Raw genomic sequence first — 15300 nt, 5'->3', positions numbered from 1 at the left:
CTGAAAGGCGAGGAAGCCCAAGCCAGCGGATGCTGGCGCCCGGCGATTGAGGGAGCGTCAGGAGTCCCCGTGCGCCGGACGCCACACAGCGTTGCGCGTCCGGGGCTTACGGGAACCTTGGCTTTTGCCGGCGTTGCCCGTATGGTCCGCCCCGCCTGAGTGGCCGAGGGGCCCCCTGGTGCATGTCGCTTTCCGTTCGCCGGTTCATCACGGTACGGGGCCTGCACCGCTTCCATAGCCCCGCTTCTTTCGGGGTTGTGTCTGCCGGAATGGTCCGGCTTTCCACACGTTCCGACCGTTGCGCCGCTCTTTCGTCGGCTGATGCCGCGCCGCCGTTCATTCGGCCGGCCGCGCGTTGGCTTGTTTGTTCGCGTGCCTTTCCCGGGCGGGAGGGGCGCGGCGCTGTTTTATTTCGTGAAGGAACGTTCCTTGGAACACCCCGTTTCCGTTGAGAATGAAGTGATCGATACCGTTGACGTGGCCCCGGTTGAGGGCGCCGCTGAGGCCACCGACGCCGTCAACAATGACGGCCGCACCACCTTCGCCGACCTCGGCCTGGCCTCCGCCCTGACCAAGGCGCTGGAAGAGATCGGCTACCAGTTCCCCACCCCCATCCAGGAGCGGGCCATCCCCGTCGCCCTGGAAGGCCGCGACCTGATCGCGTCCGCCAACACCGGCACCGGCAAGACCGCGGCCTTCGTGCTGCCGGCGCTGCACCGCATGGCCACCACTCCCCGTGCGCTGAGCGCCGAGGGCCTGCAGACCTTCGGTCCGCGCCTGCTGGTGCTGACCCCCACCCGTGAGCTGGCCACCCAGGTGATGGAGGCCGTCCGCGCCTATTCCAAGTACAGCCGCGTCCACACGCTGGCCATCCTGGGCGGCATGCCCTACCGCCAGCAGCTGGAGATGCTGCGCCGCCGGGTCGACCTGGTGGTCGCCACCCCCGGCCGTCTGATCGACCATCTGGAGCGTGGCCGCCTGGACCTGTCCGCGGTCGAGATGCTGGTGCTGGACGAGGCCGACCGCATGCTGGACATGGGCTTCCTGGAGCCTGTGGAGATGATCGCCAACGCCTGCCCCGCCGACCGCCAGACCCTGCTGTTCACCGCCACGGTGGACAAGGCCATGGTGCGCCTGGCCGGCAACCTGCTGAAGAACCCGGAGCGGGTTGACGTGGCCGGCGGCAGCGTCAACGTCAGCGCCATCGAGCAGCGCTTCCTGCGGGCCGACGGCCTGGAGCATAAGGAAAAGCTGCTGGCCCACCTGGTGGCCGATCCGGCCATGAACAAGGGCATCGTCTTCGCCGCCACCAAGCGCGACGCCGACCGCCTGGCCGAAAGCCTGTCGGAGGCCGGCTACGCCGCCGCCCCCCTGCACGGCGACATGCGCCAGCAGGAACGCAACCGCACGGTCCAGGCCCTGCGCAGCGGCCGCGTCCGCCTGCTGGTGGCGACCGACGTCGCCGCCCGCGGCATCGACGTGCCGGACGTGACCCACGTCATCAACTTCGACCTGCCGCGCCAGGCCGAGGACTATGTGCACCGCATCGGCCGCACCGGCCGCGCCGGCAACACCGGCAACGCCTACAGCCTGTACACCCGTCATGAATGGGGCCTGGTGCGCGGCATTGAGGGTTACACCCAGACCCGCGCCGTGGAACACGTGATCCCGGGCCTGGAGCCGCGTGAGATGCCCAAGCGTCCCGCCGGCGGCCCCGGTGGTGCGCCCGGCGGCCGTCCGCGCAAGTCCTTCGGCGGTCATCACAACAATGGTGGTGGCTTCAAGGGCGGCTTCAAGCAGGGCGGCTACGGCGCCGGCAAGCCGGAAGGTGGCTTCCGCAGCGAAGGCCCGCGTGGTGACGGCTTCCGCGCCGACGCCCCGCGTGGCGATCGTCCGGAAGGCGGCTTCAAGGGCGGCAAGTTCGGCGGCCCCCGTGCCGAGGGCCAGCATCGCGACGGTCCGGCCCGTGACGGCCAGGCCCGTCCGGCCCGCGCCCATGGCGGTGGCCAGGGCCACGGCAACGGCGGTGGTTACCATCCGCTGGACGGCGCCAAGCCGGCCCGCGAAGGTCACCGCGGCCAGAACAACGGCGGCGGCGGCCAGGGCGGCCCCCGTCCGGCCCGCGTGCAGAACGACGGTGGCGCCGGGGGCTTGCGCCGGCCGCGTTCTTCGGCCAATTAAGCATCCATCCTGAAAGCGGGGTCGCCCTCACCGGCGGCCCCGTTTCACGACGGCCTTTTCGTTTCAGAAGCACCAGGTTCCATGAGCGCGCTCCCCCAGGAAGTCCATAACCGCCGGACCTTCGCGATCATCGCGCACCCCGACGCCGGCAAGACCACGTTGACGGAAAAGCTGCTGCTGTTCGGCGGCGCCATCCAGATGGCGGGTGCGGTGAAGGCGCGCGGCGAACAGCGGCGTGCCCGGTCGGACTGGATGAAGGTGGAACGGGAACGCGGTATCTCCGTCACCGCGTCGGTGATGAACTTCGACTATGCCGACCGCACCTTCAACCTGGTGGACACGCCGGGCCACGAAGACTTCTCCGAAGACACCTACCGCACGCTGACGGCGGTCGACAGCGCGGTCATGGTCATCGACGCCGCCAAGGGCATCGAGGCGCAGACCCGCAAGCTGTTTGAGGTCTGCCGCCTGCGCAACGTGCCCATCATCACCTTCATCAACAAGATGGACCGTGAGGCCCGCGACCCCTTCGACCTGATGGACGAGGTGGAGCGCGACCTGCAGCTGGAGGTGACGCCCGGGTCCTGGCCCATCGGTTCCGGTTCCGATTTCCGCGGCTGCTACGACCTGATCCGCGACCGGCTGGTCCTGCTGGACCGCCGCCAGGGCGACGTCGCCAGCGAGGGCATCCAGTGCGACGGCCTGGACGATCCCAAGCTGGACGAACTGCTGCCCGCCGACCAGGTGGCCAAGCTGCGTGAGGACGTGGCGATGGTGCGGGAACTGTGCCCGCCCTTCGACCTGGAAACCTATCGCGAAGGCCACCAGACCCCGGTGTTCTTCGGCAGCGCCATCAATAACTTCGGCGTGCGCGAGCTGCTGCTGGGCCTGGCGGCCTATGCGCCGTCGCCCCGGCCGCAGCAGGCCGACGGCCGCGTGGTGCAGCCGGAGGAGCCCAAGGTCACGGGCTTCGTCTTCAAGGTCCAGGCCAACATGGACCCCAACCACCGCGACCGCATCGCCTTCTTCCGCCTGTGCTCCGGCCATTTCCGCCGGGGCGTGAAGCTGAAGCACATGCGTTCGGGCAAGCTGCTGGCGGTCAACAACGCCGTGCTGTTCCTGGCGCGTGACCGGGAACTGGCGGAGGACGCCTACCCCGGCGACATCATCGGCATTCCCAACCACGGCACGCTGCGCATCGGCGACACGCTGACCGAGGGGGAGGAGTTGCGCTACACCGGCGTGCCCAGCTTCGCGCCGGAACTGTTGCAGCGCGTGAAGCTGGACGACCCGATGAGGATGAAGCACCTGCGCAAGGCGCTGGAGCACTTCGCGGAAGAGGGCGCCAGCCAGGTGTTCAAGCCGCTGATCGGCGCCGACTGGGTGGTTGGCGTCGTGGGCCCGCTGCAGTTCGAAGTGCTGGCCGCGCGCATCGACGCCGAATACGACATCAAGGCCAAGTTCGAATCCTGCGGCTACGATTCGGCCCGCTGGATCGAATGCGACGACCCGGTGCGGCTGAAGTCCTTCCTGGACAGCAACCGTTCCAGCCTGGCGGAGGATCACGACGGTGCCCTGGTGTTCCTGGCGCGCAACGCCTGGCAGTTGAATCGCGCGCAGGAGGACTATCCCGAGATCCGCTTCCAGAAAACGCGGGAGCAGAACCGGGCGGTCACCACCTCCGCGCTGGGGTGATTCCGGCATGCCGCCCATTGGTAAATGGGTGCGAAGCCCTTACGTCATAAGGGCGAAATGGCGCATCGGCCGGATGGCGCGGTGACAGGGGCCGGTCGCGGGCGGTATCATCGCGGCCGGTACTTCTGATGGCCGGAACATCCGGTGAGGGGCGTTTAAGATGGCGGGTCATTCCCGTAAGCGGGATTTGCTGTCGCGGCGTGGTCTGGTCGGCGGGCTGGCTTTGGCCCCGTGGCTGACCGGGCTGTCCGGCGCGCTGCTGTCCGGGCGCGCGGGGGCGGTTGCCGCCCGTCCGGCGCCCGTCCGTCCCGGCCGCACCGTGGTGGTCATCGGCGCCGGCCTGGCCGGTTTGGCCGCCGCCGCCGCCCTGCGCCAGGCGGGGGCCGAGGTCACCGTGCTGGAGGCGCGCGCCCGTGTCGGCGGCCGTGCCTGGACGGAATCCCGCCCCTTCGGCTTTCCCTATGACATCGGCTGCGGCTCGCTGGAGGCGACGGCGGAGAACCCGTTGCGTCGCCTGCTGGATGAGCGGGGCATGGAGACGGTGCCCGACGATGGCGCCGACGACCTGCTGTATTTCGGCGACCAGGAGGTTGAGCCCGACACCGCGTCGGCATCGGCCGACGCCATCGACCGGCTGGAACGGGCGGTGAAGGACGCGGGCCGGGCGCAGGTTGACCGCTCCGCCGCCGAACTGGTGCCGGATCTGGGCGATCTGGGACAGTTGGCCGCCGCCCTGGTGGGGCCGCTGGACTTCGGCGTGGAACTGAAGGACCTGTCCAGCCTGGACGCCGCCCGCCGCCCGGATGCGGAGGCGGCGCTGTGGTTCCCGCGCGGCATCGGCACCGCCGTGGCCTCCCTGGCCAAGGAAATGGCGCGCGACGTCAAGATCACCCTGTCCAGCCCGGTCAGCCGGATCGACTGGTCGGGCACGGGGGTGCGTGTCACCACGTCCAAGGGCGTGGTCAGCGCCGATGCCGCCATCATCACCATCCCGGTGGCCGTGCTGGCCGCAGGCGGCGTGACCTTCGATCCGCCCCTGCCGGACACCGTGCGCTCGGCCTTCGGCGGCTTGACCACCGGCCTGGTCAACCGCATCGCCCTGGGCTTCAAGCCCGACAGCCTGGATTGCGATCCCTTCACCGCGCTGGACCAGGTACGGGCCGACGGCCGCGTGCTGGATCTGTGCCTGCGCCCCTTCGGCCGGGATCTGGCCATCGCCACCGTGGGCGGCGACCTGGCCCGCCAGCTGGCACAGGCCAAGGAACAGGATGCCGTGGCCCTGGTGCGCGACGCGGTGGCCGATGTCTTCGGCTCGCTCACCCGTCGCCAGGCCACCGCCTGGCACGTCAGCAATTGGGGCGCCGACCCCTATTCCCTGGGCTCGATGACCGCGGCCAAGCCGGGGCACGCTGAGGCACGGCGCGTCTTGTCCGAACCGGTCGGCGACCGGCTGTGCTTCGCGGGCGAGGCCTGCTCCCTCAACTGGCCGGGCTGGTTGCCCGGCGCTTATGAGACCGGCGTGGCCGCCGCCGCGCGGGTGCTGGCGCTGCCCTCATAGGCGGATCGTCACCGTTCCGAAACGATATTGGAAACGATGAAGGATAGGATGGACGCCTGCTGGCGCCCGCCGGTCGCCGATTTAGTTGAAAGGAAGGGTTAACGCCTTCATGATTATATAAGCCTGCCCAAAAATGGGCGGGACGGTGGGCCCTTCCTGGATCGGGTCCGTGGCAAGGGTTGCGGGGTAGCATGACGGCCATCGAAACGGATGGTGGTAGCGAGCAGGAACTGCCGCGAAAGAAGTTCAGCGGCAAAAAGATCGTCATGTTCGTGGTCGTGCCGCTGCTGCTTATCGCCCTGATCGCCGGTGGCCTGATCTTCAGCGGGCTGCTGGATGGCCTTCTGGGAAAGAAGAAGGCTGAAGAAGCGGTGGAAACGCCCGCTCCGGCGGAGGAGGCGTACGACCCCAAGGCGCCGCCGGTCTTCGCCTCCATCGGCGAACTGCTGATCAACCTGCAGACCAATGAACGCCGACCGGCTTTCCTGAAGCTGAAAATCCAGGTGGAACTGTACAAGGCCGAGGATACGCCCAAGTTCACGGCCGCGATGCCGCGTATCATCGACACCTTCCAGACCTATCTGCGCGAATTGCGTCTGGACGACCTGAAGGGGTCGGCCGGTATCTACCGCCTGCGCGAGGAATTGCTGCAGCGGGTCAATGCGGCCGCCGCCCCGGTGCGGGTGAGGGACGTGCTGTTTGAGGAAATTCTGGTACAATCACAGTAAGATGCCCCTGATCGTTAAGGGGGCCTGTTATCATTGGGGTGGGGTTAGGTGTCGTCACGGCGCTGGGGGACGGATCGGCAGGGGGCCGGGTCCGGCGGCGGCGGGACGACAGGGGTTGGCCTGGTAAGTGCATGATCCCGGCGTTGGCGTATCCTGCGCCCGGGGTGGCGAATTCCCGTCCCGCAACCATTCGCCGCACCGGGGGTTTTGGTTTTTCGCCCGTGTGCTGTCCCTGGATGTTCTGTCCCTGGATCCAGGGCCGTGATTTGAGGCTGGAGCGCTGATCGATGCCGGATCCGCAGGAGCTGAGTGAAGAGGAACGCATGGCCGCCGAATGGGCGGCCCTGGCGGATGAGGGCGCGGGCGATGGTGGCTTCGGCGACATGGGCGGCGGGGCGACCCGTGTCCTGAACCAGGATGAAATCGACAGCCTGCTGGGCTTCGACAAGGATGGCGCCGGCGACGGCGACAATTCCGGCATCATGGCGCTGGTCAACTCGGCGCTGGTCAACTACGAACGCCTGCCCATGCTGGAGGTGGTGTTCGACCGCCTTGTCCGCATGATGTCGACCTCCTTGCGCAACTTCACCTCCGACAACGTCGAGGTGAGCCTGGACCAGATTTCGTCCGTGCGTTTCGGCGACTACCTGAACTCCATCCCGCTGCCCGCCATGCTGGCCGTGTGCAAGGCGGAGGAATGGGACAATTACGGCCTGATGGTCATCGATTCGGCGCTGATCTATTCCATCGTGGACGTGCTGCTGGGCGGCCGGCGCGGTACGGCGGCCATGCGCATCGAGGGCCGGCCCTACACCACCATCGAGCGCAACCTGGTGGAGCGCATGGTGCACGTGGTGCTGTCCGACCTGTCGGCGGCGTTCGACCCGCTGTCGCCCGTGACCTTCCGTTTCGACCGGCTGGAAACCAATCCGCGGTTCGCCACCATCGCCCGCCAGGCCAACGCCGCCGTGCTGGTGAAGCTGCGCATCGACATGGAGGATCGCGGCGGCCGGCTGGAACTGCTGATCCCCTACGCCACCCTGGAGCCTGTGCGCGAACTGTTGCTGCAGATGTTCATGGGTGAGAAGTTCGGCCGCGACAGCATCTGGGAAACCCACTTGGCCAGTGAGCTGTGGATGACCGATGTGCACCTGTCGGCGGTGCTGGATGAGATCACGCTGTCGCTGTACGACGTGCTGAACTGGAAGGTGGGGTCGCGCGTGCTGCTGAACGTGGCGCCGGACGACACCATCGAGTTGCGGTGCGGCGACGTGCCCATGTTCCTGGGCCGCATGGGGCGCAAGGGCGGCAACATCGCCGTCCGCATCGACCGTGAGGCGCCCAAGCCGGAGAGCGCGCCGACATGAGCATGACCCTGCTACTCTCCCTGGGTTTGGATGTGGTGGTGGGCGGCCTGCTGGTCGCCACCATCGTCTACGCCCGGCGCCTGAACCGCCAGATCGCCCAGCTGCGCGACAGCCGGGGTGAGATGGAGGCCCTGGTGCGGGAATTCAGCGAGGCCACCGCCCAGGCGGACGCCGGCGTGAAGGGCATGCGCAAGGCCGCCGCCGAATCCGGCGAGGCGCTGCAATATCTGATCGGCCGCTCCGACAAGATGAAGGAAGAACTGGAACTGATCGTCCAGACGGCCGACGCGCTGGCGGGCCGGCTGGAGGCCGCCGCCGGCCAGGCGCGGGGTGCCGGGCGTGCGGATCAGGGCCGCTCGGATCAAGGGCGCGCTGAACCGCGCGAGTTGCCGCGGGCCGAGGCCCTGCGCGGGGCCGCGTCCCAGATGAACGGTCGTGCCGCCGTTTCCCAGGGCGTGCGGCCGGAACCCCGGTCCCTGCCGGCCCGGCTGGAGGCGGAGCAGGCGGCCGAACGGGCGCCCCGCGCGGCGCGGGCCGGGCAGGAGCGCCTGGAGTCCGATCGCATGAACGGGGATCGCGCGCCGGACCGGGCGCCGCGTCCCGACCGGAACCCCACCCGGCCGGCTGACGACCGCTTCGGCACCGAGTCCGGGCTGGATGAGCCCCGTGCCACCGCGCAGCCCATGGCGCCGCGCGCCGCGCCGGCCCGGTTGGCCACCAACGGCGAGGGGGCCGGCCAGCAGCCGGGGCCGCAACAGGGTGCGTCGCCATCGGGCCAGCAGGGTGGGCAGGCGATGCCGGAAGCGCGCTCGCGCGCCGAGCGTGAACTGCTGCAGGCTTTGGAGAACATGCGGCAATGACGGCCGATCCTCTGGTTCCCCGGCAAGGCAGGACCGCGCCGGCCGCCGCCCCGCAGGCGGCGCGGTCCCGGCCGGCTGGCGCCCGCGTGCCAAGTGCACAAGGTGTGGGCGCCAAGGCGGGCCGCGCCCCGGTGAAGGGAAAGGTGCCGTTTTGGCGCCGCCTGCGCGTGCGCCTGTTGCCCGCGACCATCTTCGCCGCCGTGCTGTTGCTGGGCGCCCGCGCCGGCGACGTGTGGTGGACGCTGACCGTGGGCGCCGCCCCGCCGGACGTGCCGGCGGCCAGGGCTCAAACCCCCGCGAATAACGCGCCCGCGGCGCCCGCGCCGGCAAAGCCGGCGGAGGGCAAGGCCCCGGCGGCGGACGCCAAGGCGCCGGAGGGCGGTAAGGCTGAAGGAGGCCAGGCAACGGGTGGCAAGCCCGAACCGTCGGGCAGCCCGACCGATGGGCAGAGCTTCACGCCCAAGGATGTGGAACTGCTGCAGCGCCTGGCCGAACGGCGCGAGGCGCTGGACGGACGTGAGCGCGACCTGGACCAGCGCGAGGCCATGCTGCAGGTGGCGACCCAGCGCCTGGACCAGAAGCTGGCGGAGATGCAGGCGCTGAAAAAGCAGCTGGACGGCCTGGTCAACCAGGTCAACGCCGATCAGGCGGCGCAGCTGGACAGCCTGGTCAAGATTTATGAGGCCATGAAGCCGGTCGATGCCGCCCGCATTTTCGAGGCCATGGACGACAAGGTGCTGCTGAACGTCATCAGCCGCATGAAGGAAGCCAAGACAGCGCCCGTGCTGGCCGCCATGACGCCCAAGCGGGCGGAGCAGGTGACCACCATGCTGGCCGAGCGCAAGCGTATCCCCACCGTGCCGCAATAGGGGCGTCCGTCGCCCCGTTCCACTGAACCCGCCTCCGGCCCCGGCCGGGCCTTATGAGACGAGACGAGAGCAGCCATGATCCGCCCCGCCGCCGACCCGATCCTGCAGGACCGGCTGGACGCCGCCCGCACCCAGGCCCGCCAGCCGCTGTCGCGGGAAGAGGTGGCCCAGATCGTGTCCACCGTCGTTGCCTCGATGGGCGGTGACGTCAACCAGCACGACATCAAGCTGTATGGCGAGCTGGAGGGGTTGGCCCGTTTCATCCATAACGCCAAGAAGGAAATCGCGGCGCTGCAGCCCAGCGACATCCACGCCGAACACATTCCGCGGGCGACGGATGAACTGGACGCCGTGGTGGGCGCCACCGAGGACGCGACCAACCGCATCATGGATGCCTGCGACCAGCTGATGGGCATGGCCGGTGACGTGACGCCCGAGGTTTCGTCCAAGATCATGGACATCACCACCGGCATCTATGAGGCCTGCAACTTCCAGGACATCACCGGCCAGCGCATCAGCAAGGTGGTGCGGGCCCTGAAGCACATCGAGGCGAAGGTGGAGGCCATGCTGGTCGCCTTCGGCGAGAATGTGCAGCGCCGTCATCCCGACGGTCCGCCTGCGGCCGACACCCAGGCCGGCGGCGCCAGCGACGACGATTTCCTGCTGCACGGTCCGCAGCTTCCCGGCCGCGCCATCGACCAGGATGAGATCGACCGCCTGCTCGCCAGCTTTGACTGACGCTGGCGGCCATGACGGCAGGGGCATCAAGGCCCGGGCCCTTGGGTAGGCTCGGTTTCGGGGGGGGCAGGATCGTCCAGGAAGAGGGCGGGGTCTTCGTCTTGTATCTGTCCGTGTTTTTCCTGCTGCTGGCCTTTTTTATCCTGCTTACCTCGCTGTCCACGTTCGAACATCGCAGGTTCGACGCCGTGATCCAGGGGGTCCAGGACGCCTTCGGCGTCACCGTGCTGCCGGGACCTGAGGCGCAGGCGGCATTGGCCCGGGCGGATGAACGGCTGGGCGCCGTCGGCAAGCGGCTGGTGGCCGTGATGCCGGACGTTGTCATCGACAAGGGCGGCAAGGGCGGCACCCTGGTCGCCACCATGCCGGCCGGCAGCCTGTTCGCCGTGACGCCGGGTGAGGGCGGAGCCACCGCCGTTTCCGTCCTGCCGGGGCGCGAGGGCGTATGGCACCAGATGGCCGAGGCCTTGAGCCCGGATGAGGAGTATGGGGTGGAGATCGGCCTGGAATTCCTGGTGGGCGACGGCGGCAAGGCCGGTGCGGACCTGCCGGTGCTGCAGGCCGGTGCCATGGCCCGTACCCTGGTTTCCGCCGGGGTGCCGGTGTCGGCCATGACCGTCGGGGTGGAAAGCGGCGGGGCCGACAAGGTGCGGTTCCTGTTCCGCGCCCGGGTGCGCGATACCCGGGCGCCGCCGGCCATCCCGGTGCGGCGTGCGGACGACGCCACGCTTCCCGCCAGTGGGGAGCCGCGGCCATGACTTCCGACCGTGATGCCGATTTCCTGCCGGCCCCGCTGCCCGGCTTCCTGCCGGCGCTGGCGCGGGTCTCCGCGCCGCCCAAGCGCATCTGGCTGATCTCCTTCACCGATTTCGTCTGCCTGATGCTGTCGTTCTTCGTCATGCTGTATGGGATGACCGAGCCGGACGTGCAGCGCGACCGGGTGTTGCAGGCCCTGTTCGGCGGCGCGCCCACCGAACAGCACGGCAACGGCAATCTGGACCGGGGCCGGGCCACCGACCTGGGATATCTGGGCCGCGTGCTGGAAACCCAGATGGGTACCGACCCGGCGCTGGCGGCCATCCGCGTCACGCGCGCCGGTGACCGGCTGATCGCCGCCCTGCCGGAGGAAATGCTGTTCGCCCCCGGTTCCACCACCCTGTCATCGGCGGGCTCCGCCGTGCTGTTCGCCCTGGGCGGCGTGGTCAGCAACGTCGCCAACGCGGTGGAGGTGGTGGGCCATACCGACCCCGCACTCATCGCCAATTCCACATATCCGTCCAATTGGGAACTGTCGCTGGCGCGCGGCCGCACCATCGCCCTGGCGCTGGCCCGCGCCGGTTATGCCGAGCCCATCACCGTGCGCGGCCAGGCCGACGATACCGGCCCCCAAGGCGCCATGCAGGCCGGTGACAAGGACGCGCGCCGCCGCGAACGCCGGGTGGACATCGTCGTCCGTGAGCATGCCGCCCGGGACGGAAAGGCCCAGCCATGACCGTCCGTCCGCGTTTTCCCTTCCTGCCCCATCTCGCCCTGGTGGCCGTCCTGGCCCTGGGGAGCCCTGGCGCCTTCGCCCAGGAAAAGCCCGCGACGCCGGCGGAACAACCGGCCGCCGCGCCTGAAAAGCCAGGCGCCGAGAAACCGACGACCGCGACACCGGCGGCTGACAAACCTGCGGCTGAGAAACCGGCTGCCGACAAGCCATCGGCGCCGGAAAAGGCGGCACCGGCCCTGCCCAACGTCACGGTGCGCGCCGGCACGCATCCTGGGCGCAGCCGCCTGGTGTTCGACTGGAACAGTCCGGTCAAGGCGACGCTGGAACGCGATGGCGACCGGCTGCTGATCCATTTCGACAAGCCGGCCAAGGCCGAACTGGGGGCGGCCCGCAAGGCCGATGTGCCCCGCGTTTCCAAGCTGGAGGAGGTGGCGGGCGGCCCCGGCCTGACCATCGCCATGACCCTGGCCCCCAACGCCACGGTGGAACAGTCGCGCTCGGGCGACAAGGTCGTCATCGATGTGGGTGATGGCAAGCCCGGCGCGCCGGCGGCCGCGACGCCGGAAAACAAGGGCGATGCCCCCAAGGCCGCGGCCGGCCAGCCGCCGGCGAAACCGGAGGCCGGAAAAGGGGATACGACGCCGGTCAAACCTGCCGAGGGCGGCAAGGCCCCCGCTGATAAGCCCACGCCGGATAAGACGGCTGGTGGCAAGCCCCCCGCGGGTAAACCGGAGGGCGCGGCCGCAACGGCTCCCGCGCCGGCGACCAGCGCCGGCCCGCCGTCGGTGACGGCGCCGGCCGCCGATCCGCGCGCCGCGAAGGAGGGGCCGCCCCTCTACCAGATGCCGCAGCAGGTCGCCGCCCGGGAGGCGGCGGCAAAGGAGGCCGCCGCCGCCAAGGAAGCCGCTGCGGCGAAGGCCGCCGCCGGAAAGGCGCCGGACGGCAAGGGCGGCGAAAGCCCTGCCCCGGCGCCCAAGGCCGCTGAAGCCAAGGCGCCCGAGGCCAAGGGGGCCGAAGGTAAGCTGGCGGAAGCCCCCCCCGAGGCCAAGCCCGCTGAAACCAAGCCCGTTGAGGGCAAGGCGGGCGGCAAGCCGGTTGAAATCAAGCCCCCCGAAACCAAACCGGCGGAAACCAAGACGGCCGACGCTGGCAAGCACGATGTGGCGCCGCCGCCGGCCGCCGCGCCCCGGCCCAATGTCACGACCGTGCCCGAAGGCGCGCCAACAGCCGCCCCCGCGGCAGCACCGGCCGATCCTGCGGCAGGCGATACGCCGGCCGCACCCGGCCCATCGCTGCTGTTCGACCCAGGCGGGCCGGCGGCGGTGGCGGTGTACGCACGTGCCGGCTGGCTGTACGTGCTGTTCGACCGGGCCGTACCGGCAACCACCGCGCCCACCTCGGGCGCGCAGCAGGCCTTCCTGGGCCAGGTGGAGCCGGTGACCTTCCCCAACGGCTCGGGCTACCGCCTGCCGGCGCCCACGGTGCTGGAGGCGCGGGTGGCCAGCGAGGGCACGGGCTATCGCATCACCTTCGATCATGTGCCGGCGCCACGTCCGCCGGCCGTGCCGGTGACCAGCGATCCCGACTTCGCATTGGGACCGCGCCTAGTGGTGAAGACGCCGACGCCGGTGAAGGTCTTCACCTTCACCGACCCGGTGGTGGGTGACACGCTCAAGGTCATTCCCATGAGCCCGGCGCCCCAGGGTACGCCGACGGCGATGGGTTATGCCGAGGCGCAGTTCCTGCCCACGGCACAGGGTGTCGTCATCCGCCCCATCGATGAGCGGCTGCTGGTCCAGCCGGCGAAGGAGGGGGCGGAACTGACGGTGCCCGGCGGCCTGCGCCTGTCGCCCGCCTCCGACATCGCGTCCGCCACGCCGCCCCCTCCGGTGGCGGAGCCCGACCGCTTCTTCGATTTCCAGCATTGGACCCAGGTGGCGCCCAAGGGGGCCACCAACGCCTTCATCCAGGGGCGCCAGCAGGTGATGAACGAGGTCGCGTCGGCGGCGCCGGACGACCGGCCCAAGCTACGCATGGATCTGGCGCGCTTCTATGCCGGCAACGGCTTTGGGCATGAGGCGCTGGGCCTGCTGGAAATGGCGCGCAAGGATCAGCCCGACCTGGAAAAGCGGGCCGAGTTCGCGGCCGTGCGCGGCACCGCCCGCATCCTGACCGGCGATGACAAGGACGGGCTGGACGATCTGTCCGCCCCGGCCTTGCAGAATGAGCCGGACGTGGCGCTGTGGCGCGCCTACGCCGCCCACAACACCGGCGACGACGACACCGCCAACAAGCTGTTTCAGAGCCGCAAGGACCTGCTGCGGACATATCCGGAGCCGTTCAACACCAAGTTCAACCTGGCGGCGGCCGAGGCGGCGCTGGCCAAGGGGGACGTGGAGACGGCCAATGGCCTGCTGGACCGCCTGACCAAGCGCGGCGCCCTGAAGGGGCCCGCCGAGACGGCCGTGCAGTTCATGCGGGGCGAGGCGGCGCGCCTGGCCGGGGAGCATGACAAGGCGATCGAGGCCTACCACCAGGCGACGGAGGGGACGGACCGCCTCTACCGCACCAAGGCGCGCATGGCCCTGGTGGATGAGGAACTGGCCGCCGGCAAGCTGACGCCCGCCAAGGCGGCGGAACAGATGGAAAAGATGCGTTTCGCCTGGACGGGCGACGATCTGGAACTGCACATCCTGCGGCACCTGGCCGACCTGCACGTCAAGGCGGAGGAATATCCCCAGGCCTTCGACACCATGAAGCGCGCGGTGACCCTGTTCCCCAACAGTCCCGAGGCGCCGCAGATCACCAAGCAGATGACCGACGTCTTCACCGGCCTGTTCGTGCACAACGGCGCCGACAAGATGTCGCCGCTGGAAGCCCTGTCCCTGTATGAGCAGTACAAGGAACTGACGCCCCCCGGTGCCGACGGCGACACCGTCATCCGCGTCCTGGCCGAGCGGCTGGTGGAGGTGGATCTGCTGGACCGGGCCGCCGAACTGCTGGACCGACAGGTGCAGTATCGCCTGCAAGGGGAACAGAAGGCCCAGGTCGGCACGCGCGAGGCCGCGATCCGCCTGCTGAACAACCAGCCGGACAAGGCGCTGACGGCGTTGGACCAGTCGGAGGTGCCGGGCATTCCCGACGCCATGGCGGCGGAACGGCGCCTGCTGCGCGCCCGCGCCCTGTCCCGCCAGGACAAGGGGCCGGAGGCGGTGGCCTTGCTGGCGGCCGATCACACGCGCCCGGCCAACCTGATGCGCATCGACATCGCCTGGCACGCCAAGCAGTGGCCCCTGGCGGCCCAGGCCCTGGCCGATGTCATCGGCCCGCCGCCCGCAGCCGGGCCCAATGGCGCGCCGGGCATCATCGACGCCAACACCTCGCGCCTGGTGGTGAACCGGGCCGTGGCCCTGTCGTTGGCCCAGGACATCACGGGTTTGCAGAAGCTGCGCGCCGATTTCGGTCCGGCCATGGATAAGGGGCCGGATGCCAACATGTTCCAGGTGATGACCCGCCCGACGGAGGCCAACGGCCTGCTGGACACCGCCACCATCCAGAACCAGGTCAAGGAAATCGACCTGTTCAAGGGCTTCCTGGACAGCTACCGCACCCGTCAGACCCAGGGCGCCACCGTGCCCGGCGAAGCCCCCGCCGCCGCTCCGGCCGGGGAAGGGGCGCCGACGGTGCCCGCTGCGCCGGGAGGGGCGGGCGCGCCCAGCGCCACGCCGGCGCCGGCCGGCGGCCAGCCAGCGGCTCAACCCGCCGCTTCACCGCCCGCGCCAGCTGGCGGGGCGGCGAAGCGTCCACGATAA

The 15300-nt window shown here is 69.7% G+C and carries 11 protein-coding genes; all 11 read left to right on the top strand.

The genetic code is table 11. From position 1 onward, the window contains the following. Nucleotides 1-459: 459 nt before the first annotated feature. The 11 genes from PW843_16105 to PW843_16055 all read left to right on the top strand — a co-directional run bounded on the left by PW843_16105 (nucleotide 460) and on the right by PW843_16055 (nucleotide 15300). Nucleotides 460-2181, top strand: a complete 1722-nt coding sequence (locus PW843_16105) for a DEAD/DEAH box helicase (protein ID MDE1148124.1) — start codon at nucleotides 460-462, stop codon at nucleotides 2179-2181. Between the two features lie 81 nt (nucleotides 2182-2262). Continuing rightward, nucleotides 2263-3876 (top strand): peptide chain release factor 3, encoded by a 1614-nt coding sequence (locus tag PW843_16100; GenBank protein ID MDE1148123.1) that lies wholly within the window; start codon nucleotides 2263-2265, stop codon nucleotides 3874-3876. A 160-nt stretch (nucleotides 3877-4036) separates the two neighbouring features. Beyond that, nucleotides 4037-5434, top strand: a complete 1398-nt coding sequence (locus tag PW843_16095) for an NAD(P)/FAD-dependent oxidoreductase (GenBank protein ID MDE1148122.1) — start codon at nucleotides 4037-4039, stop codon at nucleotides 5432-5434. A 191-nt stretch (nucleotides 5435-5625) separates the two neighbouring features. Next, nucleotides 5626-6162 (top strand): flagellar basal body-associated FliL family protein, encoded by a 537-nt coding sequence (locus PW843_16090; protein ID MDE1148121.1) that lies wholly within the window; start codon nucleotides 5626-5628, stop codon nucleotides 6160-6162. Between the two features lie 287 nt (nucleotides 6163-6449). After that, entirely contained in the window at nucleotides 6450-7529 is a 1080-nt protein-coding gene (gene fliM / locus PW843_16085) for a flagellar motor switch protein FliM (protein ID MDE1148120.1), read from the top strand. Beyond that, a complete protein-coding gene (locus PW843_16080) occupies nucleotides 7526-8389 on the top strand; it encodes a DUF6468 domain-containing protein (protein MDE1148119.1) in 864 nt (287 codons plus the stop codon). The genes fliM and PW843_16080 overlap by 4 nt, the downstream gene beginning before the upstream one ends. Nucleotides 8390-8532: 143 nt before the next feature. Then, entirely contained in the window at nucleotides 8533-9258 is a 726-nt protein-coding gene (locus PW843_16075) for a hypothetical protein (GenBank protein MDE1148118.1), read from the top strand. Nucleotides 9259-9333: 75 nt separating this feature from the next. Continuing rightward, nucleotides 9334-9996, top strand: coding sequence for a protein phosphatase CheZ (locus tag PW843_16070; protein MDE1148117.1), 663 nt, complete (start codon nucleotides 9334-9336; stop codon nucleotides 9994-9996). Between the two features lie 101 nt (nucleotides 9997-10097). Beyond that, complete coding sequence (locus tag PW843_16065; protein MDE1148116.1) at nucleotides 10098-10754, top strand: hypothetical protein; 657 nt, start codon at nucleotides 10098-10100, stop codon at nucleotides 10752-10754. Then, nucleotides 10751-11488, top strand: a complete 738-nt coding sequence (locus PW843_16060; GenBank protein MDE1148115.1) for a flagellar motor protein MotB — start codon at nucleotides 10751-10753, stop codon at nucleotides 11486-11488. The genes PW843_16065 and PW843_16060 overlap by 4 nt, the downstream gene beginning before the upstream one ends. Further along, on the top strand, nucleotides 11485-15300 hold the full coding sequence (locus PW843_16055; protein ID MDE1148114.1) for a hypothetical protein: 3816 nt from the start codon (nucleotides 11485-11487) through the stop codon (nucleotides 15298-15300). The genes PW843_16060 and PW843_16055 overlap by 4 nt, the downstream gene beginning before the upstream one ends.

This window comes from Azospirillaceae bacterium, assembly GCA_028283825.1.
GTDB lineage: Bacteria > Pseudomonadota > Alphaproteobacteria > Azospirillales > Azospirillaceae > Nitrospirillum.
Note: the sequence above shows the minus strand (reverse complement) of the source record. Positions and strands in the feature narration are given on the sequence as shown.

What these genes read in the sequence shown, in the direction of transcription:
- PW843_16095 (MDE1148122.1), top strand. Translation starts at nt 4,037, where the DNA reads ATGGCGGGTCATTCCCGTAAGCGGGATTTGCTGTCGCGGCGTGGTCTG.
- PW843_16100 (MDE1148123.1), top strand. Translation starts at nt 2,263, where the DNA reads ATGAGCGCGCTCCCCCAGGAAGTCCATAACCGCCGGACCTTCGCGATC.
- PW843_16070 (MDE1148117.1), top strand. Translation starts at nt 9,334, where the DNA reads ATGATCCGCCCCGCCGCCGACCCGATCCTGCAGGACCGGCTGGACGCC.
- PW843_16080 (MDE1148119.1), top strand. Translation starts at nt 7,526, where the DNA reads ATGAGCATGACCCTGCTACTCTCCCTGGGTTTGGATGTGGTGGTGGGC.
- PW843_16060 (MDE1148115.1), top strand. Translation starts at nt 10,751, where the DNA reads ATGACTTCCGACCGTGATGCCGATTTCCTGCCGGCCCCGCTGCCCGGC.
- PW843_16090 (MDE1148121.1), top strand. Translation starts at nt 5,626, where the DNA reads ATGACGGCCATCGAAACGGATGGTGGTAGCGAGCAGGAACTGCCGCGA.
- fliM (MDE1148120.1), top strand. Translation starts at nt 6,450, where the DNA reads ATGCCGGATCCGCAGGAGCTGAGTGAAGAGGAACGCATGGCCGCCGAA.
- PW843_16055 (MDE1148114.1), top strand. Translation starts at nt 11,485, where the DNA reads ATGACCGTCCGTCCGCGTTTTCCCTTCCTGCCCCATCTCGCCCTGGTG.